18 protein-coding genes are annotated in these 24,429 nt (G+C 54.7%); 9 read left to right on the top strand and 9 right to left on the bottom strand.

What is annotated here, in order from left to right; all coding sequences use genetic code 11:
- Positions 1-418, bottom strand: a 418-nt coding sequence (locus HMPREF2554_RS11570) for a DUF6318 family protein (protein ID WP_246826031.1), incomplete at its 3' end; no start/stop codon positions are given.
- Positions 419-513: 95 nt separating this feature from the next.
- Here HMPREF2554_RS11570 and HMPREF2554_RS07865 point away from each other — a divergent pair.
- Positions 514-1,236, top strand: coding sequence for a DUF6318 family protein (locus HMPREF2554_RS07865; protein WP_013397783.1), 723 nt, complete (start codon positions 514-516; stop codon positions 1,234-1,236).
- A 7-nt stretch (positions 1,237-1,243) separates the two neighbouring features.
- Here the strand turns inward: HMPREF2554_RS07865 and HMPREF2554_RS07870 are convergent, their stop codons facing one another.
- From HMPREF2554_RS07870 to HMPREF2554_RS07890, 5 genes are all read right to left on the bottom strand, one after another.
- On the bottom strand, positions 1,244-1,939 hold the full coding sequence (locus HMPREF2554_RS07870; RefSeq protein ID WP_246826032.1) for a DUF6318 family protein: 696 nt from the start codon (positions 1,937-1,939) through the stop codon (positions 1,244-1,246).
- Between the two features lie 29 nt (positions 1,940-1,968).
- Complete coding sequence (locus HMPREF2554_RS07875; RefSeq protein WP_168160876.1) at positions 1,969-8,145, bottom strand: DUF6531 domain-containing protein; 6,177 nt, start codon at positions 8,143-8,145, stop codon at positions 1,969-1,971.
- A gap of 518 nt (positions 8,146-8,663) precedes the next feature.
- Positions 8,664-9,311 (bottom strand): LutC/YkgG family protein, encoded by a 648-nt coding sequence (locus HMPREF2554_RS07880; RefSeq protein WP_013397788.1) that lies wholly within the window; start codon positions 9,309-9,311, stop codon positions 8,664-8,666.
- On the bottom strand, positions 9,311-10,936 hold the full coding sequence (locus HMPREF2554_RS07885) for a LutB/LldF family L-lactate oxidation iron-sulfur protein (RefSeq protein ID WP_070554576.1): 1,626 nt from the start codon (positions 10,934-10,936) through the stop codon (positions 9,311-9,313). Before HMPREF2554_RS07885 ends, HMPREF2554_RS07880 begins: the two co-directional genes overlap by 1 nt.
- Before the next feature lie 11 nt (positions 10,937-10,947).
- Positions 10,948-11,739, bottom strand: a complete 792-nt coding sequence (locus tag HMPREF2554_RS07890; protein WP_004005516.1) for a (Fe-S)-binding protein — start codon at positions 11,737-11,739, stop codon at positions 10,948-10,950.
- A gap of 790 nt (positions 11,740-12,529) precedes the next feature.
- On the opposite strand from HMPREF2554_RS07890, the gene HMPREF2554_RS07895 reads away from it, so the two are divergent.
- The gene (locus HMPREF2554_RS07895) at positions 12,530-14,203 is read left to right on the top strand and encodes an L-lactate permease (protein WP_070554578.1); all 1,674 of its coding nucleotides are present in this window, start codon (positions 12,530-12,532) and stop codon (positions 14,201-14,203) included.
- A 196-nt stretch (positions 14,204-14,399) separates the two neighbouring features.
- A complete protein-coding gene (locus tag HMPREF2554_RS07900) occupies positions 14,400-15,224 on the top strand; it encodes a FadR/GntR family transcriptional regulator (RefSeq protein WP_004005518.1) in 825 nt (274 codons plus the stop codon).
- A gap of 92 nt (positions 15,225-15,316) precedes the next feature.
- Here the strand turns inward: HMPREF2554_RS07900 and HMPREF2554_RS07905 are convergent, their stop codons facing one another.
- The 3 genes from HMPREF2554_RS07905 to HMPREF2554_RS07915 form a co-directional block, all read right to left on the bottom strand.
- The gene (locus HMPREF2554_RS07905; protein WP_070535451.1) at positions 15,317-16,243 is read right to left on the bottom strand and encodes a phosphoribosylaminoimidazolesuccinocarboxamide synthase; all 927 of its coding nucleotides are present in this window, start codon (positions 16,241-16,243) and stop codon (positions 15,317-15,319) included.
- Between the two features lie 253 nt (positions 16,244-16,496).
- Positions 16,497-17,780: a phosphoribosylamine--glycine ligase gene (gene purD / locus HMPREF2554_RS07910; protein ID WP_070554628.1), complete on the bottom strand. Its 1,284-nt coding sequence runs from the start codon at positions 17,778-17,780 to the stop codon at positions 16,497-16,499.
- Between the two features lie 178 nt (positions 17,781-17,958).
- A complete protein-coding gene (locus HMPREF2554_RS07915; RefSeq protein ID WP_070554581.1) occupies positions 17,959-18,504 on the bottom strand; it encodes a hypothetical protein in 546 nt (181 codons plus the stop codon).
- A gap of 184 nt (positions 18,505-18,688) precedes the next feature.
- On the opposite strand from HMPREF2554_RS07915, the gene HMPREF2554_RS11815 reads away from it, so the two are divergent.
- The 6 genes from HMPREF2554_RS11815 to purM all read left to right on the top strand — a co-directional run bounded on the left by HMPREF2554_RS11815 (position 18,689) and on the right by purM (position 24,233).
- Positions 18,689-19,009 carry a PQ-loop repeat-containing protein gene (locus HMPREF2554_RS11815; RefSeq protein ID WP_083297450.1) on the top strand — a complete coding sequence of 107 codons (321 nt, stop codon included), beginning with the start codon at positions 18,689-18,691 and terminating at the stop codon, positions 19,007-19,009.
- 46 nt (positions 19,010-19,055) lie between these two features.
- On the top strand, positions 19,056-20,117 hold the full coding sequence (locus HMPREF2554_RS07925; protein WP_004005523.1) for an asparaginase: 1,062 nt from the start codon (positions 19,056-19,058) through the stop codon (positions 20,115-20,117).
- Positions 20,114-20,545, top strand: a complete 432-nt coding sequence (locus HMPREF2554_RS07930; RefSeq protein WP_070554583.1) for a sterol carrier family protein — start codon at positions 20,114-20,116, stop codon at positions 20,543-20,545. The genes HMPREF2554_RS07925 and HMPREF2554_RS07930 overlap by 4 nt, the downstream gene beginning before the upstream one ends.
- A gap of 144 nt (positions 20,546-20,689) precedes the next feature.
- Positions 20,690-21,061, top strand: a complete 372-nt coding sequence (locus HMPREF2554_RS07935; protein WP_041321555.1) for a hypothetical protein — start codon at positions 20,690-20,692, stop codon at positions 21,059-21,061.
- A gap of 219 nt (positions 21,062-21,280) precedes the next feature.
- Positions 21,281-23,080, top strand: a complete 1,800-nt coding sequence (gene purF, locus HMPREF2554_RS07940; protein ID WP_013397798.1) for an amidophosphoribosyltransferase — start codon at positions 21,281-21,283, stop codon at positions 23,078-23,080.
- Positions 23,081-23,087: 7 nt separating this feature from the next.
- Entirely contained in the window at positions 23,088-24,233 is a 1,146-nt protein-coding gene (purM, locus tag HMPREF2554_RS07945; RefSeq protein WP_070554585.1) for a phosphoribosylformylglycinamidine cyclo-ligase, read from the top strand.
- Positions 24,234-24,429 lie beyond the last annotated feature (196 nt).

A 24,429-nucleotide genomic window follows, 5' to 3' on the forward strand; every position in this document is an offset into this window, starting at 1 on the left:
GCTTCACAATATCAGGACGAGCCGTCTTCAACTCAGGATCAATAATCTTCAAAGGCTCTGTCTCTCCCGTAAGCAACAAATAATTCAGGGCAGACACCCAAAAACCTAAAGCACTCCAGACATTAGAAACGATATATTCGTTACTTGACTGATACGGGCGAGGAATTGGAACACCCCACGCACGATGCTCCCGAGTCCCAGGAATAAACTTACCAACCGCCTGAAACTCCCAATACTTTGTAACGCCTGATTGGTCTTCCTCATCCCAAAATGGCTCCTCCGTAGACGAAGGAGAAGATGAAAAAACCTCAGTTCTAGAAGGAGCTGACCTAGAAACAGCGCATGAACTCAACACCGAGCCAGCAACAACACCCAAACCACCAGTAAATATTAATCGGCGAGATAATCTGCCCATCATACTCCCCTTCATCGCAGCAAAATCAGCCAGGCAACAACCCAAACCCTATACAATAGAGTAATACACTGACCAAATGCCCAGAGAGCCAAACACCCATGAATTCCACACACCTGCCCACGCGCAGAACCATTCTCGCCCTCGGACTCAGTATTTCTGGGACGTTCACGTTAAGTTCGTGTGCCCGGCCAGAAGGTAGGACTTCTCAGTACGAGTATAGTGAGGTATATCCGACCCCTTCACAGACCTTTGAACAAAACCGTGGAGCAGACTACAGCGGCACCATACAGCTAGGAACATATGAAAAGCACGGGAAATACGTTCCTGGAACCCAAGAACACAAGGCGCAAAACGTTCCTAAACCTCTCCAACCCCATTACATCAATGAATACAGCAGCGACGGAATGTATGCTTTCCTCGCCTATTGGGTTGAGTCCGTCAACTATGCATATCTTACTGGTGATATTAAACCACTAAGCCAAGTCACCGATGCAACCGCGACTATTCCTTCAGCGGTTCTTGATCTATATCAGAAAAATACAGGATGGGTTATAGGACCACAACATATTTTTACCATCGAACTTTCAACACCAGGATCGCATGACGTTACCCTAAAATCACCCGACCGTATATGGCAAAGTGTTATCAATATTTCCTCAGAGGCTCAAGTATACGACTCCACCAATAATTCCACGCAGTCTTTCCTGAAAGTTATTGACAGGGTAGAGAAGGAGGAAGTTAACGCCAGACTCAGGTATCTTGATGGTCACTGGAACCTCGTTAAAGAAGACGGGTCAATCAACCAGAGAAAACCACTTTAATATTTTTTTAGGACACGGTATAAATGCTGTGATATGCAGTATCTGACCGCCATTTACCCTCCACATACGCAATCTGCAACTGCACCTCACCCGGTTGCAACCTTAGAACATCAGCCAAAGGACGACTCTCCTTCGTGTCCGCATAAAACACCAGGGCATCAGCATCTACATTTAAACGAGCAGACCACGTAAACACCTTCGAATCCTCCAACGTTTCTGCAGGATGCGGTTCCAACAACTCACCTTTTAACGGTGACTTATCCTGACTCATCACCCACCCAGTCTCATCCTCATACAGCTTCACAATATCAGGACGAGCCGTCTTCAACTCGGGATCAATAATCTTCAAAGGCTCTACCTCCCCTGTGAGCAACAGATAATTCAGAGCAGAAACCCAGAGACCAACTGCACTGTAAATATTTGACACATAATAGTCCTGAAAAGTTTGATGAGGGCGCGGTATAGGTGTACTGACGGCAGGGTGCTCTACAGTTCCTGCTTCGAACTTTCCCACAGTTTGATAATCACCAAACTTCACTACTCCAGAGTAGTCTTTACTATTCCAAAAAGGCTCAGGAGTACGAGACTGCGTATAAGGAGAGTTTTTATCATGTCCACGCGGAGGAGAGCATGAACTCAACAACCCACTAAAAGCTACCCCCATGCACAGCTTACATAACGAGCGTCGAGGGTAAATGGCCATAACATACCTCCATGGTTGTATGTTTCCTATTATCTCAACATTCCTTTCCGAGCTTCTGTCGCACCCCTACTAATGGAATTTTCATTCACCGTATTTGTGCCAGTATAGAGATAAGTTTCAGATTTATCATACTTTCCAGAATCTACAGCCACTTCAGGAGAGTCACTATGTTTACCAATATATTTCTGCGCACCTTCCTCATATTCGCTCATCTCATGATGAGCCATAGGGTTCAAGCTAGAAGAATCAGAATTGACTATAACCTGATTACCTATTGGATGAAAAAATGGATTTGACACCGAATATGGAGTAAGCGCAGGAACTGGATCACCCACATGGCTTACTTGAGTTAGATCGAATTGGTGCGGAAGACTTTTATCTTGGGATTCTAGATTATTAAGAGGAGCACCGTAGGTTACCACATTGCTTATATGGTATTTTTTATTAAATTCTTCATTATTCGCCAGATTGTATGCAACAGCTCCGCCTTGAGAATGCCCCACCATGACGACTTGTGCATCAGCTGGAACTTCCGCATCCTTTAGAGCTTTATCTACCATACGCGCATAAGGAGACATATTATCGATTGATACAGATGTACCGTCTCCGGGAGTACCCAGGTTAGAGCCTATACTACCTAACTCTCCCTTTTTACCTCCAAAATCTGTACCAGATATGTAAACATAAACAACTTTCTTCTGAGTAGCTTGATCTGTATATATATCCAATTGAACCCCTGAGTATCCTCGATCTTCTTTCTCTTCTAGCGCCTTCACGTAATCGGCTGACTCTACTTCACGCATACGAGAAGCAATCTCCTTAATATCTTTAGGGGGAGATTTTGGAGCTTCAGATATATGTGGAATTCCTTCTTGATTCTCTGCCTTGGTCACATTCAAATCTTCAATATCAGGGTGTTCCCGCCTATGGTACATGTTATTGGCATTCCTAATACCAGCACCAAAAGCAACCATATAATCGCTTAAAGAGGGTACAGAATTTTTATCTCTGAAAATTAAAGAAATAATATATCCATTCATAAAATCTTGACTATACTCGCTACCTTTATTATAAAGATAAATAAAAGCAATGACAGGCAAAAACTCAACTTTCAGGGCAGTTAAAGCATTTGTAAGATTCCAAGCTAGAATACGATAAGCAGCATTAGTAAAACCTTCCCACATATTTTCAAAGGATAGTTTGAATATTTTATCAGCTGATCTTATATCTATACCATATAGCTTAGACATTACATACGGCATAACAGGTGCATGCTCCTTCAGCTTCTTCAGTTCTTCAACTGAGACAGGTGAGAGTCCCCATGGGTCGATGAACCCTACGGGGTTGTTGCCGACCAGAGAATATTCGTTCCCTACCCAGCCAGTGCCGGGAATTGCCGGAAGTGGGTCACGCGAGAGGAACGAAGCCGTCGACCCATCCACCATCCGGTGTCCCAGAACGTTTACCCCTGCAATCCTGATACCACCAGCACGCGGCACAGAAATCAGAGACAGCGCATCCGGCATCATAGATGTCTGAGCTGGTGAAGGCGCGCTACTCTGAGGGCTATAGACGCTAAACGGATCGAGTGAGCCCGTTCCCGGTGCCAGCATGGGAATCGAGAACTCACGGTCTTGGGGCAACGAAACGCCCAGAGCGCTATCGGCAATACCTTCGGGAAGCTTAGCAGCGGGCGCAGACCCCACGCCCATAAGCGCGGGCACACCCAAAAGATCATCCCACACCACCGGAACCGATACACCATCTGCGCCTGTCACCCGGTAAATCTCGCCTTCATAGGAAGCTGCCACAGAAACAGTACTCTCAGCAGCCGCAGCATTCGCACGCGACACAGCTGCCAGATACCCGGAAGGGTTGAAATCTACGTCTATCTGAGAGCCATCAGAGGTACGCTCACCTGTGCGGTGACCGTTAGCATCGTAGGTAAACACACGAACCTGGGACAGTGAAAGCTCGATAGGTTCTGTTGGCGTATTGTCTAATGACAAAGCGCCCAAGGTGAAAGCCTGAGGATGTTCTGGACCGTGCTGCTTTAGGAACTCATCAGCATGCGCGATCTCATCGGAAGAAGCGTCGAGAGTATACGTACAAACGTTGTGAAGCTGAGCCGCAGCGTCATAGGTGAAAAGGCGCACACGGGCAGCGACAACCTGTAGAAGCCCAGGATTTTCTGCATTTTCTGGTTCGACGAGCGCGTATACTTCACGTTCCAGCGTGCCTGCACTCCCCCAGTTCCAGGTCATGTATTCGTTTCCACGGCGGGCACTCACCAGCTGCCCAGAACCATCATAGGAGTACATGACTAACCCAGCAGGAGAATCGACACCAATAATGCGCCCTTCACTATCCCGCATAATCTGAGCATGGCTGTAAACATCGCCTGAAGATGCAGACTCTTCGGAATGCTCCGTGATCAGACCGTCCGTGTAGTTCCAGCGGCGAACAATATCTCCCACCCGAGCACGTACTAGGTTGTTAACGGCATCATAGGCAAAGGACGCGGTTTCTCCCTGAAGGTAGTCACCCGTCGATACCAGGTTTCCGGCATTATCGTAGGTGTAACTCTGCATGCCATAGGGACTAATCAAACCCGTGCGGTAGCCATCGGCATCATAGATATACACTAGCTCGTATGTTCCTTCCGAGAGGAAGGTCTGAGAAATATCAGCAACCGAGGTTTCGGAGGACAGCACCGATTCACCGACTCCGTGACGAACGCTGACCACGCGATCCAGGCGGTCACGGTGAGTACGGGTCACCCAAGGTTTTTGACCCGAGTTTTTACCGCCAACTGCGGTCCAGTCCCGCACGGTGATGCTTCGGCCGCGTAGGTTTCGGGCAATCTGCGCCATCAACTCACCGTCAATGCGGTATGCCGTCACCTCGCCGTTTGCATCGTGCTCCCACGCATGAACCCTGCGGTCAGGGTTAGTCTTTGAAACTAGGCGCGAAGCACCGTCGTAGGAATACTCTGTCACGGCACCTACGGGATCAACTCGGCGTACCATATTGCCCAGAACATCATATTCGTAGCTGGTAATGGCACCTGCCGGGTCCATCATCGATACTACATTCCCAGCTTCGTCATAGGTGTAATGGGTACGTCCGCCTACGCCGTTAATCATGGTGATAACCTGACCTGCGGCGTCATAAACGAAGGAGCGGGTACCGTACTTACCATCACGGATACTTGTTACGCGCCCGGCGGCATCATAGGTATAGTGCGTCGGAAGCTGCGAACCACCCACCACACTGATAATACGGCTGGCACGGTCGTACGTCATGCGTTCCACAGTTCCATCCGCAAATTTACGTGCTACCGGGCGCGAATCGGCATCATACTCCAGCTCGGTGGTATTCCCGTTTCCATCGGTCATAGACGCAAGCCGCCCCGCTCGATCGTAGGCGTAGGTTTTGACTCGCCCTGCGGGAGATACTTCACGCACAAGCTGATGCGCGCGGTTATATTCGTACCGCGTCAGGCCGCCTTCGGCATCAAGGATTTCAACCGGGTTACCCACGGCATCATAGACGATGCGCTCTTCACCAGATGCCGCACGCTCTTGAACGGTTTCCGTGGGTGAGGGGATTTCCTCGCGTGCTACCGGGCGTCCCAGCTGATCCAGCTTCACCCGTATTGCTGTACCTGAACCGTCATGCTGCGTCACCGTGCGGTGGGTACGATTGGCGATATTTTTCACCTGCACACCGGTCGGGTCGATCGTGCTGGTAAGCGTACTTGCCGCGTCGTAAGTACGTTTCCAGGAACCGCCAGCGGGGTCGACGGTTTCCACCAGACGTGCCAACCCGTCATAGATATAGGTAAAGGTTCTATCGCCGGGCAGGGTTTCCGAACTCATATTTCCGTAGAGGTCGAAAGTACGTGTGGTAATGCGCTCAAGCGCATCGCGAAGCTGAACCACATCGCCGCTGGCACCGTATGTGTACTCTTGACGCGCGCCCAGGGGGTCAACGGCAGCAGTCAGGCGAGCGCCTTCAGCGTACTCAAATTTCCAGAGAGCACCCGTGGGGTCTTCATAGCAGATCAGGTTACCTGCGTTATCGTAGGTTAGAGTCGTGCGATAACCGAGTGGTGTTGTTACTGCCGTTAGCTGGCCTGAAGGAGTGTATTCCAGGCGTGTGGTCTCGCCCAGATCATTACTCATAGTAACCGGCTGCCCAAACTTGTCGTAGGTGAAGTTCACCCCTACGCCCTCAGGATTTTCGGTTCGGATCAGCATTCCCTGATTCCAGGTGAATGTGGTGGTGTTGCCCTGGGCATCAGTCACGGCAGACGGATAGCGATCCTCAGGACTGGCATAGGTGAAGGTCTGGGTTGCAAGGACCTGCGGTGCACTATCTTCCGTTCCCTCCCCGTTCAGGTGGGCGATGTACGTTTCGTAGCGTTTCCGCTGGTCCACCTCAAAAGTAGAGATGATTTGAGAGGTCACCCGGTCAAATTCATCGTAAGTAGTGAGCGTTTCTGCGCCTTCGGCGGTGATCTCGCGAATCTGCCGACCACGCTCATCGTAGTACCTGTGTATGCGGCTCCCATCGCGTTCCGTTACGAGACGGCGGTTACCGAAGGTGTCGTAGGAGAAGGTAGTACGGCCGCCTTCAGCATCATGCAGGGCAACCAGGCGACCGTATTCATCGCTAACCCACACGTTTGCATCGGTGCCGTCAGTATTGGCAATATCGGTGATGCCGTGGTTCAGATAGGAGTACCGCACGGTACGCCCGTAGTGGGTGAGCTGTTGAACTACACGGGCTCGTTCATCATAGGAGTTAGTAACCTCGACGGTACCATCTGCTGCGATAACACGGTAAATCAGATTATTCTTATCATGCTCGTATGTACGGGTACCTCGCGCAGTATTTACACCCGTGAGATGTCCAGCAGTTCGTTCTGCAAGACCTCCGTACATATATTCAGCATGCTCACCAGTAGAAGTGGTTACGTAAGAAACGCGCCCATCACGGTATTGAATCTCAATATGTCGTCCAAGTTCGTGTATAAGCTGAACTATTTGACCTTCGCTGTTACGCAAAGCAGCAATTGTAGTTCCTGGACCAGTAGTTGCACCAAGCCAGGTACCGCTCGGAGAGAAATAGGTTCGGGTTCCCTGATTATCTTGGGCACAGTAGAGCACACCGACATGTTGCTCTGTGGTATTCAGAATGAATTCAAGTGTGGAGTCAATGTCATGATGTTCTTCAAGACTTATACGCTCAAGCCATTGCGCTTCTCGCTGAGCTCGGGCAAACCCTTCACCCTGCCGTGCATAGAAGATATGCCGCCCATCAGGAAGAATACGGGTTGCGCCTTCGTCCTCAAAAAATAGTTTTACGTCCAGATTCGATGACCAACCAGGACCAAAAACACCAGTATCCATAGAGTCATCGAGCAAGGCGACGCTGTTGTACATGCGGGTTAGAGCACAGGATGATGCAAGACCGGAATACTCAAGGTCAATCTCCGGTTCGATAAAGTTACCCGTCGCCACATTAACAGGGTCGTTTGCGAAACCACTTGAAGGCGTTTTACCCGTCACCATAGGTGCTGGAATCGTTAGGTCGGCGCGGTTACTACGTATACCTTTAAGATCTAAGCTGTTTTGCAACGCCGCGTCCGAGAGGGTAATAAACTCGCCAGCAGCTCCAGCCTTTTTAAATTCGTTCGCAATAGTATTTGCCCACCGATGATCTTGGCGATTCTCTTCATTCCATGTCTCAAATGCTTTTATAAAGTCTTCGCAGTCAACGCTCCCCCACTGGCTTCCAGCAGAAAATTCCGCAGCTTTATTACGGATTTCACTAGGAAAATGACTAAGCCCAGCGACAAGGCTCTCAGTTTGCATAGCGCTTATCATCAATCTGGAAGGTCGGAGCGAAGATACCGACATACCCTGTTCTGTATTCTCTCCTATACGAGGAAACTCACGTGAAGGCTGTCTTACGACCTCAATATGAACATTGGGAGGAATAATTTCATCTACTGGCGGGGCAAATCCCCAAAACTCATCCCAGCTTTTATGAAGCCCCCACCAGTCATCCTCATACTCGCGTGCCTTCTGGCGGTTTCTTCGTTCATCATAAGCAGATCTATCAATTTGTTTAATAGACCGTTCTAGCTGCTCCAGGTAGCTGATAATAGCGTTTCCACCCTCAACAGCTATCTCCATATTCCGCCGGTAAACTTCAGCGAAATACCCTCTGAAATCTTTAAGTGCTTCATCAGCAGTTCTACGCAGATCAGGTAGCAGAAATTTAAGCTCTCGCAAGGCTCTCTGACATATATCTGCGAATGAGGAAGCTGCAGAATGATCAAATATAAGGGGATTATGGTTCGCGTATCCGATTTCGGTTCTCTGTGGTTGTTCATCGCTCATGGCATGCATCCTCAATTTTATTAAGTCACGGAAGCTCAACGGTGTTCATGTAATTGACACCTATAAGAATACCTTGAAGAACGTAAATTATCGTGAATTTCTTCAATACTCCTTGAGAAATTTTTACACTGCATATTGCTGGACTCCTCATGTCATACCCTAGACTCTTAGTACAGAATGCTACTCACAGAAAGTACGCCGCGCACAATGAAAGGGGATGGGAACCATATTAGGTTCCCATCCCCTTTCTATTGCGTCAGCGGTGCTCTAGGCTCAACCGCATAGTCCGTTTACCGCATTTGCCGAACCGGCTATTTGCCTTCGAGAATCACCACATCCAGGATGCGCGGCCCGTGCACACCCTCCACGCGAATCAGCTCAATATCACTGGTCGCAGACGGCCCGGAAATCATGGTCACCGGGCGCTCATAGGTGATGCGTTCAATCGCCTCCGGCACCAGCTCCACAACCGTGGATTCCGGCACCACGCATACATGGTGGTCGGGTACCAGGGAAATCGCGCGGCGGCCTTCCTGCGGGGTGGAGTTCAAGAAAATGGTGCCGGTCTCAGCGCACGATACGGTCGAGGAGGTGACCACCGCATCCACGGCGTCAAGCTCGTGCACCGAAAGCGCACCCGGTTCGAGAGTGCTCCCCGAATCGGTGACATGCACGCGGGTTGCAGTATCCTCAGGCAGCCATTCGGGGTTCAGCCCGGTGGGAACCACATAGCGCGAGTTCTCTCCCAGACGCTCGGCAATAACCTCGGCGATATTCGATTCGGTCGCGTTAAAGACGTTCGCCTTATAGTCGATCAGACGATCCACCAGCATCTCAATAGTCTGCTCGCGGTTCAGCTCGCTCACGCGGCGGTAGTTACGCACGGGGGTTGGTGCCTCGGGGGCGTCCGACAGGGACTCACGAATACGTGTGAGAATATCTTCCTTCGCAGAGGACATTATGCGTTCTCCTTACCTTCACGAGCCGCCTGAGCTTCGGCCGCAGCCTGTGCGTTCGCTGCGGCTTCTGCAACCTTACCCTTATTCGCTTCGATGAGAGCGGCAATATCCACGCGCTCGGCGCTGTCGCGAGCGGGAGCGCCAGATTTTTCCTTCTTCCACCAGTTGCGGAACGATTCTTTAGGAGGCTCAGGAATATCGCGGTAGTCCGTCCAACCGCCGACAATTCCGGGCACCTTCGTAATCTTATGTTTCTTGCCGCTAATCAGACGGGACATCGGCAGACCGCGTTCGGCGACCGCCATCATCTTGCCCGAGGAGAACAGCTTCTTGGCGCCGTACATCATGGCGTCCATCTGGGTGGGCGCGTGTTTCTTCGCGTGCTTCGCTTCAACATCCTTACCGCGCAGATGCACCAGCACCTCGGGGAAGTTGATCTTCACGGGACATACTTCGTAGCAGGCACCGCATAGCGAAGATGCGTATGGCAGCGAGTTATTGTGCGCCGCTTCAATACCGGAAAGCTGGGGCGAAAGGATTGCACCAATCGGACCGGGGTAGGTGGAACCGTAGGCGTGGCCACCGGCGCGCTCGTATACGGGGCACACGTTCATGCAGGCGGAGCAGCGGATGCAGCGCAGCGCCTGGCGACCCAGTTCATCGGCCAGCACGGCGGTACGGCCATTATCGATGAGGATCACGTGCAGGTTCTGCGGACCGTCACCGGGGGTTACGCCCGTCCACATGGAGGTGTAAGGGTTCATGCGCTCACCGGTGGAGGAACGCGGCAAAAGCTGCAGGAATGCCTCGTAGTCCTGGAAGGTGGGCAGCAGCTTCTCAATACCCATGAACGAGATGAGGGTATCGGGCAGGGTCAGGCACATACGACCGTTGCCTTCGGATTCCACGATGGTCATAGTGCCGGTCTCAGCGATACCGAAGTTCACGCCCGAAACGGCGACCTTGGTCGAGAGGAATTTCTCGCGCAGACGGTTACGCGAAGCCTCCGCAAGCTCTGCGGGTTCATCGGTAATATCCGGGTTAATGCCTTCAATCTTTTTAAGGAAGATATCGCGGATTTCGCGGCGGTTACGGTGAATTGCCGGAACCAGGATGTGCGAGGGGCGGTCTTCGCCGAGCTGCACAATTTCTTCCGCAAGGTCGGTCTCAATGGCGTTAATACCGTTCTCTTCCAAGAACTCGTTCAGACCGGTCTCGGCAGTTGCCATGGACTTGATCTTGATGATCTCGTCCACACCCTGTTCGCGAATCAGATCGAGGGCGATCTGGTTTGCCTCGTGAGCATCTCGTGCCCAGTGCACGTGACCGCCGCGCGCAGTAAAGTTGCGCTCGAACTGTTCCAGCATTTGAGGCAGGTTGAAGAGCACATAGTTCTTCACCATTTCGCCGGTGTTGCGCAGCTCCTGCCAGTCGGGCAGCTCACTGGTAACGCGGGCACGCTTATTGCGAATAGCGTGGGTCACGAAACGCAGGTTATTACGCAGCTGGTCATTCTTCAGCTCGCGCTTGGCGTATTCGGGGAACGGTTCGTTCTCAAAGATATTGCCTTCGCCGTAGTGCACGACCTTCGGCATACCCAGGGGGATTGCGGTGGAAGTCATCATCAACCTACTTTCTATGCGAAGGCGAGTTCTACGTTGCCGTCAATCTTCAGCGGATTCTCCTTGGTGGAGGCGAGGATTTCGGCAAAATGGACGGTCTTAACAGAGGATCCACGACGTGAGAGCGCACCGCCGATATTCATCAGGCAGGAGCAGTCGCCGCCGGTGCATACGGATGCGCCGGTCTTCTCAACGTTGGTTGCTTTGTCTTCAACCATCGCCCCGGAAACATCGGCATTCTTGAACGAGAAGGTTCCGCCGAAGCCGCAGCACTGGTCGAGGCCCTCAATTTCGGTGTACTTAATGCCTTCAACGGTGCGCACAAGATCTGACTGACGGGAGCCAAGATGCAGCAGGCGCATACCGTGGCATGAGCTGTGGTAGGTCACGTGCTCGGGGAAGTAAGAACCAAGCTGCTCGGCGGCGTTGGTGATACCCAGAACGTCAATGAGAAGCTGGGAAAGTTCAAAGGTACGTGCGGCAATCTGTTCTGCCCGCACGGCAAGATCTTCGTCACCCTGATGACGAGCGATCATGGGCTGCTGGTGCCCCAGGGATGCCACGCAGGAACCTGAGGGTGCCACGGCAACATCCCAGTCCCACGCTTCAAAAGACTCAACGTGGTTTTTTACGACGGGGTAAGCATCATCAAAGTACCCGGAATTGACATGCATTTGGGAACAGCAGGTCTGCCCGGGAGGATAAACAACCTCATGCCCCAAGCGTTCTAGAATCTCGACGGTCGCGCGTGCTACGCGGGGATACATGCCATCAACAATGCACGTGGAGAAAAGCGCAATACGCATGTTATCCGTCCTTTCTGGTTTCGAGTCTCTACAGAACCGCTGATGTGGGATGCGGTATGCGCTCCGGGACGCAAATTCCTGTGCCGAATTTACGTAACGCGGGTTTTCAACGCGCCAGGATCATGACTGACCAGGTTCTCTCAGGAACCCGCCGGTTTTTACGGGGACCGGTCATATCGGTGTAGAAACGTATTCGTAGACTTTCTTCGTTGATCTTCATTTAACACCAGGTCCGGAGCATTCCTTTAATTGAAATAACGAACATTTTTCTCACCAAATTGAGTTTTAAGGACTCCCTTAGTTTCAGGTAGTAAAGCATACTTTAGGTCATAGCAACCCCAATGTTTCGAGATACCTTAAACAGACATTCCGGCGGGTGTATATGCAGCATCCGCGAGCTGATGCGGAACTGCCCAATTTTTCTGCATAATTTCCCGCAAATATGCATATCTTACCTATGCAATCCCTTGCAATATCGGGTGGCACAACCCAGGAGCATCTCGAAAAAATACAGTGCGCAAAATCTCTATGCGCAGAGCTGAAATTTAATGCCAGAAGTTGGAACAACCCGTTTTTTGGCACCCAGAACGCAAATATCACCCTTCTCCCCCGCCATCGTGCGGGAAAAACATCTGCACTCTATAAGTTGTATCTCAAAGCACCCTTCGGGTAGGCTTCACATGAAGCTAATGGTCTGACCACATCCCAGAAGGATGCCATAGTCGCCACGAATCCGTGGAATTTTGATTGGTCTGACCACATCACATTGAACCGAACCAAAGGAGTTCCAGTGAATACATTCTTCGCTGAACCCAACGCAGTCGGCGGAAGCCTTGGGCTAAGCGCGCTCGTGGCAACCATACCGCTGCTGACCTTCTTCATCATGCTACTCGTCGTCAAGGCACGCGCACACTGGTCGGCGTTAGTGGCACTTGCCGCATCCATACTGGTGGCAAGCCTTGGCTATCATATGCCCTTCGACTTGGCAGGGCTCAGCGCGGTGCGCGGCGCTATCTACGGTTTGGTCATCTGCTGGGTGATCCTCGGCGCTATCTGGTTCTACCAGGTCACCGTGCTTGCCGGACGCTTTGAAGACTTGCGCCGCACCTTCGACCGTCTGGGCGGCGGCGATTTGCGCATCCAGGCGATTCTGATTGCCTTCTGCTTCGGTGGTCTGCTTGAAGCCCTCGCAGGGTTCGGTGCTCCCGTAGCAATTACCGCGACCATGATTCTTGCCCTCGGCGTGAAGCCGCTCAAAGCAGCTATTACCGTGCTTCTTGCTAACACCGCTCCTGTGGCCTTCGGCGCCGTCGCCGTCCCGATTGTGACCGCAGGCGATGTTGGCGGCAAAGACCCGCACGTTATTGCAACCATCGTTGGTCACCAGGCACCGTTCCTGGCAATGTTCGTGCCCGTCATTCTGCTCTTCATCCTCGACGGTATGAAGGGTGTTAAAGATGCATGGCTCCCTGCCTTCGTCATTGGTATTTCCTTCGGTGTTGCGCAGTGGATCACCGCTGCAACCCCCGCATACAACCTCACCGACGTGGTGGCATGTATCGTCTCGATGGGTGCAGCAGTGCTCTTCCTGCGCTTCTGGAAGCCGCGCGGCGTAGAAGGCGTGCGTGAGCGTTACGGCCTGCCTTCACAGGTCGAAGAGAAAGAAGCACTGCCCGCCGTGCGCGTGTGGATGGCTCTTCTGCCCTACCTGATCGTGGTTGTTATCTTCGGTCTCGTGAACCTCAGCGCAGAGTTGAAGGCATGGCTGAAAACCGTGGCTATCAAAATCGATATTCCCGCGCTTAGCTCCCGCTTGGTCACCAAAGACGGCACAAAAGTTAAGGATGCCGTTTACTCCTTCACCTGGCTTTCGAACCCCGGAACCCTGCTGATTATTTCGGGTCTGATCATGGGTGTTATCTACTTCCTCTTCAACGAGAAGGGTCGCTACGGGTTCAAGTTCCCTGCACTGTTCACCGAATTCGGTTCGGTCGTCTACCGTATGCGCTGGTCAATTCTGACCATTGCATCGGTGCTGGCACTGGCATACGTCATGAACTTCTCGGGTCAGACCGTTGCCATGGGTACCTTCCTGGCAGGGCTCGGCCCCGTATACGCTATCCTGGCGCCAGCACTGGGCTGGATCGGTACCGCCGTGACAGGCTCGGACACCAGCGCCAACGCGCTGTTCTCGAAGCTGCAGGTCTCTGCCGCCGAGAACCTGCACCAGGCCGGTATTTCTGGGGCAACCCCCGAACTGCTGCTGGCTGCTAATACCACCGGTGGCGTGGTTGGTAAGATGATCTCCCCGCAGTCCTTGGCTATTGCGGCAACCTCCGTGGATATGGAAGGTAAGGAATCCGACATTCTCAAGGCCGTGGTTCCCTGGTCGTTCGCCATGCTCGTGGTGGTTTGTATTCTGGTCTTCCTGCAGACCAACGTGCTCTCGTTCCTGATTCCCTAACCGGTACGCTGCACATACAAACGCATAAACCACGATGGGGCGGTGTACTTCACGGTACGCCGCCCCGCGCGTTTCTCTCACTATTCCATTCCTCACAGGCTCAGGCACTCTCCCACCCCACCTGAGCCGCCTCAAACGCACACACGGCGGGTTATTCTCACCCGCATCTTGAGACTTATTAGGATGGGAACACCTCATGACTCACCTGACAGACTCGACATCCCGCATACAGGAACGCAGCTACAGCATCATTCTTGAAACCTTCGAGCGGCGGCTGCGCCTGGGCGAACTGCGTGTCGGTGATAAGCTGCCTTCTGAGCGTGCACTGGCCGAAAAACACGGAATTTCCCGGCCCTCGGTACGCGAGGCCCTGCGTATTCTCAACGCGCTGGGACTGATTCGCTCCAGTAGCGGATCGGGGCCTAAATCAGGCGCGATCGTCATCTCGGAGCCCTCCGACACCCTCAGCTGGGCACTGCGCATGCACATCGCAACCCGCAACCTGCCGGTCAAAGATGTGGTTTCTACACGTTTGCTTCTGGAAGGACCGGCTGCACGTGCCGCCGCAAATGCCCCCGACTCCCCCGAACGCGATCTGGCGCTGGAAAATGCCCGCGAGCATCTGCGTGAGATGGATCTGCCGCAGGTCTCGAACGAGCGTTTCCATTTCTGCGATACCCGCTTTCACTACGAACTTTCAAAGCTGGGCGGAAACATTGTGCTCGATACCGTGATCGATTCACTGCACATGGCAACTATCAGCTACGTGCAAGAGGCGGTGCCGCTGCTGCGTGATTGGGATTCCGTCAAGCAGACGCTTCAAGACCAGCACCGGGGCATTTACGAGGCGATCTCCACCCGCGACGAGGACGCCGCCTATGAGCGGGTGTGCGAGCACATCAAATGGTTCTATTCGCTCTCAGACCGCGCCCGCGACCAACAGCGAGAACGGCAGGCCCAGGTGATGGATGCGGATGCGCTGCCGCATCAGGTGGTGCTGCACGAGGAGCATCTGGCGTAGAAAATCGCCCGCGAGCAGATAATATTTTGACGAGCAGATAGCAACCCGTTATCTGCTCGTCAAAATATTATCTGCTCGCGCATTTAGTCTATCTAGAACTTCGTGCCGGTCAGCCTCTCGTACGCTTCAACATAGCGGGCGCGGGTCTTCTCAACCACATCCTCGGGCAGATGAGGCACATTATCCGAACCGTCCCAGCCCGATTCCGGCGAGCGCAGCCAGTCGCGCACAAACTGCTTATCAAAGCTCGGTTGGGATTTTCCGGGTTCATACTCACTCGCATCCCAGAATCGTGAGGAGTCGGGGGTGAGCAATTCGTCGCCAAGGGTGATTTCGCCGCGGTAAGAGTCGGTTCCGAATTCGACTTTGGTGTCAGCCAAGATAATGCCCTGCTCGCGGGCGATTTTTTCGGCGGTGCTGTAGAGTTCGAGTGAGAGTTCTTCTAGGCGGTTACCGATTGCGTGCCCTACTTCGGCGTAGAGTTCTTCGCGGGTTACCGGTTCATCGTGCTGGCCTACTTCGGCTTTGCCAGTCGGCGTGAAAATTGGGGTTTCGAGGCGTGACCCGTCCACAAGCCCCGCAGGGAGTTCGATGCCTGCTATGCTTCCGGTGTCGCGGTAACTTGCAAGCCCTGAACCCGTCAGATAGCCGCGCACAATGCACTCGACCGGGAACATATTGAGCGATTTGCATATCATGGCGCGCCCTGCGACTGATTCGGGCACATCGGTTGAAATCACATGGTTTGGGATATGCGAAAGTTGTTGAAACCACCACAGCGACATTTGGGTGAGGATTTTGCCTTTATCGGGGATTTCGGTGGGAAGAATTTTATCGAAGGCACTAATGCGGTCAGAGGCGACGACCATGACGGAGCCTGCGCGGATTTCAGCATCATCACTGACTGTTAGCCCGGCGGCGTCGTAGCGGCTTTCTTCGGGAACGTATAGGTCGCGTACTTTACCTGAGTAGACGTGCGTCCACCCCGGAATCATGGGTGGGTTGTTGCGGGAATTCATGGGGAGTTCTCCTGTGGGGCGAATGTGCGCGGCGTGTTTACCTATTCTTTACCTTACCGGACAATGCCCGCATCCCGCGATATGTGAATCCGAATGCGGCCGCAACGCCGTGTTCTCAGGGTTCGGCTGTTAAGTTCTGTTACTTGGCGCCCAGCTGGAATACACCGCGAGCAGGTTGCTTTTGGTCGAGCCGGTAAGAAAATCCTACCTGTTCGACCAAAAACGACCTGCTCACGCGAATAGAGAATAGCGGTTAGTTGCGGAGTTCGGGCACGGTAATCGCCCCCTGCGCCGCTTTGAGAGCGATATCGGTGCGGTATTGTGCGCCTTCCCAAGTAATAGCATGTACCCCTTCGTAGGCGGCATCGCGAGCCTGGGCGAGGGTATCACCAAGTGCGACGACGGCGAGCACGCGACCGCCCGCCGTCACAATCTCTTCGCCCGCGACGGCGGTTCCGGCGTGCACCACATGCACATCGGGCATAACGGATGCGCTCTCAAGCCCCGCAATCGCATCGCCCTTACGCGGGGTTCCCGGGTAGTTTTCTGCCGCCATGACCACATCTACGGCAGTGCGGGGGTCCCATTCCAGGTGGGTGCCTTCGGCGATCTCGCCGCGGGATGCCGCAAGGAGCAGCTGCCCGAGCGGGGTGCGCAGGCGTGCCAGCACCGCCTGGGTTTCGGGGTCGCCGAAGCGAGCGTTGAATTCGATGACGCGCACGCCGCGGCTGGTAACGGCGAGCCCGCAGAAGAGTACACCTACGAACGGGGTGCCGCGTTCTGCCATGCGCGTGATGGTGGGGCGGGCGATCTTTTCGATCACTTCGTCCACAAATCCTTCGGGCAGCCAGTCAAGTGGGGTGTAGGCGCCCATCCCGCCGGTGTTTGGGCCTTCATCGTTGTCAAAGATGCGCTTGAAATCCTGCGCCGGAGACAGCGGGAGCACGTTCTTTCCGTCGCTGATGACGAAGAGCGATACTTCGGGACCGTCCAAGAATTCTTCGATCACCACGGAACCGCCAGCGGCAAAGCAGGCGTTCGCATGCTCTAAGGCAGCGTCCCGGTTCTCGGTGACAACCACGCCCTTACCCGCGGCGAGCCCGTCGTCTTTCACCACATAGGGGGCGCCGAATTCATCAAGGGCTTGCGCCGCTTCGGCCTCGGTCGTGGCGACGAAGGCGCGGGCGGTCGGTACATTCGCCTCCTCCATCACCTGCTTGGCGAATGCCTTGGAGCCCTCAAGCTGTGCCGCAGCCGCAGAGGGCCCGAAGACCGCGAAGCCCGCCTCGCGCAGGGCATCGGAAACACCGGCGACTAGAGGTGCCTCAGGGCCAATAACCACCAGGTCTGCGGCGAGCTCGCGGGCGAGCGTAACAGCCTGCTCGGGGTTATTGGCATCGATGGCGTGTACCGGAACGTCCTGAGCGATGCCCGCGTTGCCGGGTGCGCTGTGAACTTCGGTTACCTGTGGATCGCGCGCAAGCGCACGGATAATTGCGTGTTCGCGGCCGCCGGGGCCCAGTACCAAAACCTTCATGTACATAAGGGTACCGTGTCGAATGCTACCCGGGGTGGGTTTGTAACACCTCACGGCTGCTTTATCTAGTGCCCTCTGCCCCCATAACGTTTTTACCGTGTAACGTTGTGCCCGCCGAATAGTGTCTTGAACCGTTCAGCTGTTTTCCACGTTTTGTGGTTTTTCCCGCGTTCGTAGGTTAGCTGCCCCAAGAGGCGCGGTAGCGGGCCTCACCCACAAATGCCTCATATGCTTTCTGTTCTGCGGGAGGGAAAATGAAAATATAGGTTTTCTCGCGGCCTTTAACGCGTGCCTGGATTTTCAGTGCTGGTCCGCGCCGCAGATTACCAAATATCAAACCGGTACCGGGTGCCAAACGCAGCCCGATACCTACAGTTTCATGCACCACATCGTATTCGGGGAGTACTTGAATATCTGTAACCTCGCCCCAAGCAATACGCCGCCGAAACAGTGGCATGTACAGCAGAATAAAGCCTTCATGAATGACAAGTAATCGTTGGTATGCATTCGCTAGCGAAGCTGTGATAGCGGTAATCAGCAAGGCGATCATGATGAGGTCATACCGCCCAGGGTTCAGCCACGCAACCATGACCACAGGTATCAGAGCGATACCGGTGATCAGAAGCCGAAACCTTGCCGGCAAGTATATTTTGGGATATTTACCCACGGTGACGGATCGTTGAGAGTGAGGGTTATCCCCAAGGGCTGCAGGGTCTTCGGACATAGTGCCTCCGCCGCGATTTACTGTTCTACCAGTGTACCGGGAGCGTCCTTTCAGGCAGCTCACAAACGCCGTGTATTTTGCGTTATTTCAGGGAATGGAAGTAGGCTAAATTGTCTTGTGAATACGGTCTGTTCTACTGGCCGGGCGCATTTACAGGGCGTATTACACAGACGAAAGGACCCTCATGAGCGCGCAAAATTCCAGCACTCAGGCCACCGCCCAAGATACGCACAGCGAATCCGATATTCACGCCAGACTTTTTCCGGTTTTGGCGCGCGTAGCATCCGTAACCGCGGTACTCATGTACGTCTTCTACTTCCCGCAAATTATCGGCAATATCAACGGCCATAAGGGCGACTGGATCCAGCCACTCGTTGCAGGCATTAACTGCACGCTGTGGGTGGCATACGGTTTGTGGCGCGAGAAGAAAGACTGGCCCATCGTGATTGCGAATGCGCCCGGCATTATTTTTGGCGGTACGGCAGCCATCACCGCGCTCATGTGATTTTATCCGCTAGAATTTCTATTTTTAGCACTATTATTGTGGGTATATGACTTCTCCTCAGCTTTCCCTCACAGACGCCGAACTCGTATTTCAGACTCGTAACGATCTGATCGAGACGACCCACCACGGTATTGTGGTGGTGCTCTCCCCCGAAGGCACCACCGATCTTGCCCTCGGAGACATGAGCCAGCCATTCTTTGCCCGCTCGGCGCTCAAACCTCTGCAGGCTATCGGCACGCTCAAGTCGGGGGCGCCGCTGCGTGGCGCGCAGGTAGCGATCGCGTGCGGGTCGCATCAGGGAACGTTCGAGCAGATGCGCGCGGTTCAAGACGTGCTTCAGGGCGCCGGTGTTGATGCGACCGCCCTGCTCTGCCCTACCGCCTACCCCGCTGATGCGCACGCGCACGAACAGATGGTACGCGCGGATTTGGCGAAGACTCCGCTTGCGCATCCATGTTCGGGTAAGCATGCCGGGTTTCTGTGGGCGTGTGCCGCGCAGCTGGACCGCTCGGTTGTAGACCCGGATTCGCGCCAGTGGACGATGAAGGATTACTGCGACCCTGAGCATCCGCTGCAGCGCATGATTGCTGAGGAGATCGCGAGTTTTACGGGCGAGCCTGTGGGCACATCGGGCATTGACGGATGCGGTGCCCCCGTCGCAGCGGTCTCAGCTCTGGGTCTGGCGCGTGCCTATTCGACGCTCGGCACAGCGATTCGCAATATGGATGCGGATGCGCGAGCCTCGACCGTAGCGACTGCGATGGTGGATTACCCCGAGCTGATCCAGGCCCCCGGTATGCCCGATACGGTACTGAGTGAGCAGCTGGATGCGGTCGTCAAAAGCGGCGCCGCCGGGGTATTGTGTGTGGGCCTGCGTTCTGGCGCGTCTGTGGTCGTGAAGATTTCTGACGGCGCAACCCGTGCTGCTTACCCGGTTGCGCTGTGGGCGCTGGAAGCTACGGGGCATCTGCCTTCCGAGCAGGTGCAGCAGCTTCTTCCGCAGGTGACTCGCCCCGTGATTGGCGGCGTGCAGGATAATGCACCCCGCGAGGTTGGAGGCTGGGTTCCCGGCGCGGATCTGGAACCGCTGGTGGGTGAGAGCGCGTGAGTGTGCGCCGTCGAGTTTCGGAGGCTGACGGCGCGGCCGCCTTTGCGCAGGTTAGACAGGTTTTTGATACTGTGCTTTCCGGAGAAAAACCGCTTATTAGTGCGGAAAATCGAGACGATATAGAACAATCGTTCGCTCGCCTGCCGCGCGGTGTGCGCGCTACCGCTGTGCGGTACGCCCTTGAAGAGCTCGCCACGCTCGCCCCCGGCAACAGCGTGGAGGTTCGGGTTCCACCCTACGGGGTTACCCAGTGTATTGCCGGGCCCCGTCATACCCGCGGCACTCCGCCGAGTGTAGTCGAAACGAGCGGGTTCATCTGGTGCGCGCTGGCTGCCGGTGCCCTGGCTTGGGACGATGCGAGCGCATCCGGACTACTTACCGCCAGCGGCGAACGCAGCAACCTTGCCCGCTACTTCCCGTTGTTCTAGGCGCCGAGCTGCCTGACAATGGCACCTCAAGTTTTATCGCGCACGCTCTAGAGCAGGTAACACTCCTTCAGCCGCGTTTTCCATCCTCCCGCCGTCGCCAAGAATCATTAGGCAGGATTCACCCCAAAAGATAGACTTGAAGACATGAGTAGCGCACACACACCTTCTAATTCCCACTCTGATTCTTCGGAACCGGAATCCCCCACGCCCGAAGCTGAAGCATCCCCTGAAACCGAGGTTGAATACTCACAGGTGCGGGTTCGCCGTGCCCCGTCGGTGGTAGCTTTCATGATGCTGGGGCTCGTCATCGGGCTTATTGCGGCGTTTATTTCGGTGATCGTGGGTCCAGGCGACCCGTCATATTCTGAAACATCAGTGTTCGGTGTTATCGCGGTTATTTACGGTGCCGTTGGTGTGGCGTTGGGCGCCCTCGTGGCCCTGTGGCTTGACCGCCGGTCCCTCAAAAAGTCCGTAACGGCGCGGGTTGAGCCAGAATCCAAAGAAGAGGATGAGTAGGAGCGAGCGGCGCATCCTAAAACGCTTGGCGCAGCCACACGTGACATATTCATCACCCCTGCGGGCGTTAAATTTCGTAGCGTGCACCACAGGGTAGCGTGAAAGAGGGTAGACTAGAAATGTCTGTGTACTCCCCTCTGAGGGTACGGCTGCTCAGCGGCTCACACACCCGCGCGCAGACAAGACTTTCCCGCAGTCCCAACGTCGAAAAGATGTGAATTGATTCGTCCTGACGGAAAACTCACTCACGATCTCGATCCGATAGACCACGGACCCAAGGACGCCTGCGGCGTATTTGGTGTCTGGGCTCCCGGTGAGGACGTGGCAAAACTAACCTACTACGGCCTGTATGCACTGCAGCATCGCGGGCAGGAATCCGCCGGTATCGCAACGAGCAACGGCAAGCGCATCCACGTGTATAAAGACATGGGGCTGGTGTCCCAGGTTTTTGATGAGGCCACGCTCAGCTCTATGCCGGGCGAACACGCTATCGGGCATGCGCGCTACTCCACGACCGGCGCATCCCATTGGGCGAACGCTCAGCCGACTCTGGGCACCACCCCGCACGGCACGCTCTGCCTGGCGCATAACGGCAACCTGACGAACTCGGCAGATCTCTACGATAAGCTGCTGCAAAAGAACGGCGGCAAGCCCCCGGCGTTTGGTGAGCTGGCACAGGGCAATACGACCGATACCGCACTGGTAACCGCGCTTTTAGCCGAGCACGATTTTGATTCTCTAGAAGAAGCCGTTCTCGATCTGCTGCCCACCCTGCGAGGCGCATTCTGCCTCACGTTCATGGACGAGCAGACTCTCTATGCGGCGCGTGACCCGCAGGGCGTTCGCCCGCTGGTGCTGGGGCGTTTGGAGCGGGGCTGGGTGGTTGCCTCCGAGACTGCGGCACTCGATATTGTGGGTGCATCTTTTGTGCGCGAGGTTGAACCCGGCGAACTTATTACGATCGACGAAAATGGCTTGCGTTCACACCGTTTTGCTGAGGCAAAACCCGCCGGATGCGTCTTCGAATACGTCTACCTGGCTCGCCCGGATACCACGATTGCGGGGCGCTCTGTCTACGAATCTCGCGTGGAGATGGGGCGCCAGCTCGCCCGTGAACACCAGGTCGAAGCCGATTTGGTGATGCCCACGCCAGAATCCGGCGTCCCTGCGGCCATCGGCTACGCCGAGCAGTCCGGCATTCCCTACGGTAACGGTCTAGTCAAGAACGCCTATGTGGGGCGTACCTTCATTCAGCCTTCGCAGACTATTCGCCAGTTGGGTATTCGACTCAAGCTGAACCCGCTCAAATCTGTAGTTGCGGGCAAGCGTCTGATTGTCATTGACGATTCGATCGTGCGCGGCAACACTCAACGAGCCCTAGTACGCATGCTTCGTGAAGCCGGGGCGAAAGAGGTTCACGTGCGCATTTCTTCCCCGCCCGTGAAATGGCCCTGTTTCTACGGTATCGACTTCGCCTCACGCGCAGAGCTGATCGCGAACGGTCTTTCGGTGGACGAAATTTGCGCTTCTCTCGGTGCCGATTCGCTCGGTTTTATATCGGAAGACGGCATGATGGCGGCAACCGAACAGCCCGCGAAAAGCATGTGCACGGCGTGCTTCACCGGCAAATACCCGATTGAGCTCCCCTCGGAGGAGCGCCGCGGCAAGTCGCTCTTCAATGCCGAAGAAGGCAAGGGTGGACCGCTCGCCGGCAAGGCGGCGGAGGTGACCGTTGAGCGCCCGGTACCAAACAAGCCCGAGCATGCGGAGGCTGTCTCCATTGAAACCCGCACGGGTACCGATACCTTGGAGAACAAGTTCGATACCGCAGCGCTTCCGGTGGTTCAGGCGCAGGCTGGCTCTGGGGCATCCGCACCCGTTGAGTCTGCTCAGGAAGCTCAACAACCGGCACCGGGCATGTGCAACCCCGGTCCCGACGCCGATCTTGAAGCGCTTTTGACCGAGGAAGACTTGGTTCCCGCACACGTTAATTCACGCCCTATAACCCCGAAGGACTAATAAACCCATGAGCGAAAACAGCACCTCTGTAACCTATGCAAGCGCTGGCGTTGATGTTGAGGCGGGCGACCGCGCCGTCGAGCTGATGAAGGATGCGGTGAAGGCGACTCACAACGCTTCGGTGGTCGGCGGTGTGGGCGGTTTTGCCGGGCTGTATGACCTCTCGGCCTTGTCCTCATATCGCAAGCCCTATTTGGCGACTTCTACGGATGGTGTGGGCACGAAGGTCGCTATCGCGCAGGCGCTCGATATTCATGACACGATTGGCTACGACCTGGTGGGTATGGTCGTGGACGATATTGTGGTGTGCGGCGCGAAGCCTCTTTTCATGACCGATTATATTGCTACGGGCAAGGTCGTTCCCGAGCGTATCGCCGATATTGTGCGGGGTATTGCCGGGGCTTGCAAGGTTGCCGGTACTGCGTTGGTGGGCGGCGAGACGGCGGAGCATCCGGGGCTTTTGGCTGAACATGAGTACGATGTTGCCGGTGCCGCAACCGGTCTGGTGGAGGCCGATGAACTGCTCGGCCCCGATCGCGTGCGCGAGGGCGATGTGCTGATTGGTATGGCTTCTTCGGGTATTCACTCGAACGGGTACTCGCTGGTGCGTAAGGTGATCGATGTGGCAGGCTGGGGCTTGGATCGTCAGGTGGACGAGCTCGGCCGTACTTTGGGCGAAGAGCTTTTAGAGCCTACTCGCGTGTATGCGGCGGATTGTCTGGATTTGGCGGCTGCGTTCCCGGTCAATGGTGCCGAAGGGCAGACCGGTCACGGTATTCGTGGGTTCTCGCATGTGACCGGAGGCGGTCTCGCCGCTAATCTGGCGCGTGTTTTGCCGCAGGGTTTGGAGGGTCGCGTGGACCGTTCGACCTGGCAGATTCCGGCGATTTTTTCACTTGTCGGTTCGCTCGGTAAGGTTCCGCTTGCCGACCTGGAGCGCACCCTGAACCTGGGCGTGGGCATGATTGCGATTGTTGATCCTGCGGTGGCAGATGCTGCGGTGAGTCGTCTGAATGAGCGCGGTATTTCAGCCTGGATTATGGGGGATGTGGTGAAGGCTGGCACCCCCGATCTAAATAACCCTGACTATGTGCAGGGTGCCAAGGGCGTTGATGGAGGCGCAGTGCGGCTTTACGGCAGTTACGCGGTCTAGCCTGCGCTCTGACAGGGTTTTACGCTGTAGCTCCCCTGCCCTATATCTATAAAACGCGAGCGGATGATTTTTAACGAATCATCTGCTCGCGTTTTGTGTGCTGTTGCGGCGATCTTATTAGGCAATAGTGCTAATTTTGCGCAAGCTTTAAATCTTTACTCAATACTTGGCTACCTATCATCTTGCACTTTCGGAA

This window comes from Rothia sp. HMSC071F11, from assembly GCF_001809115.1.
In the GTDB taxonomy this organism is placed as follows: domain Bacteria; phylum Actinomycetota; class Actinomycetes; order Actinomycetales; family Micrococcaceae; genus Rothia; species Rothia dentocariosa.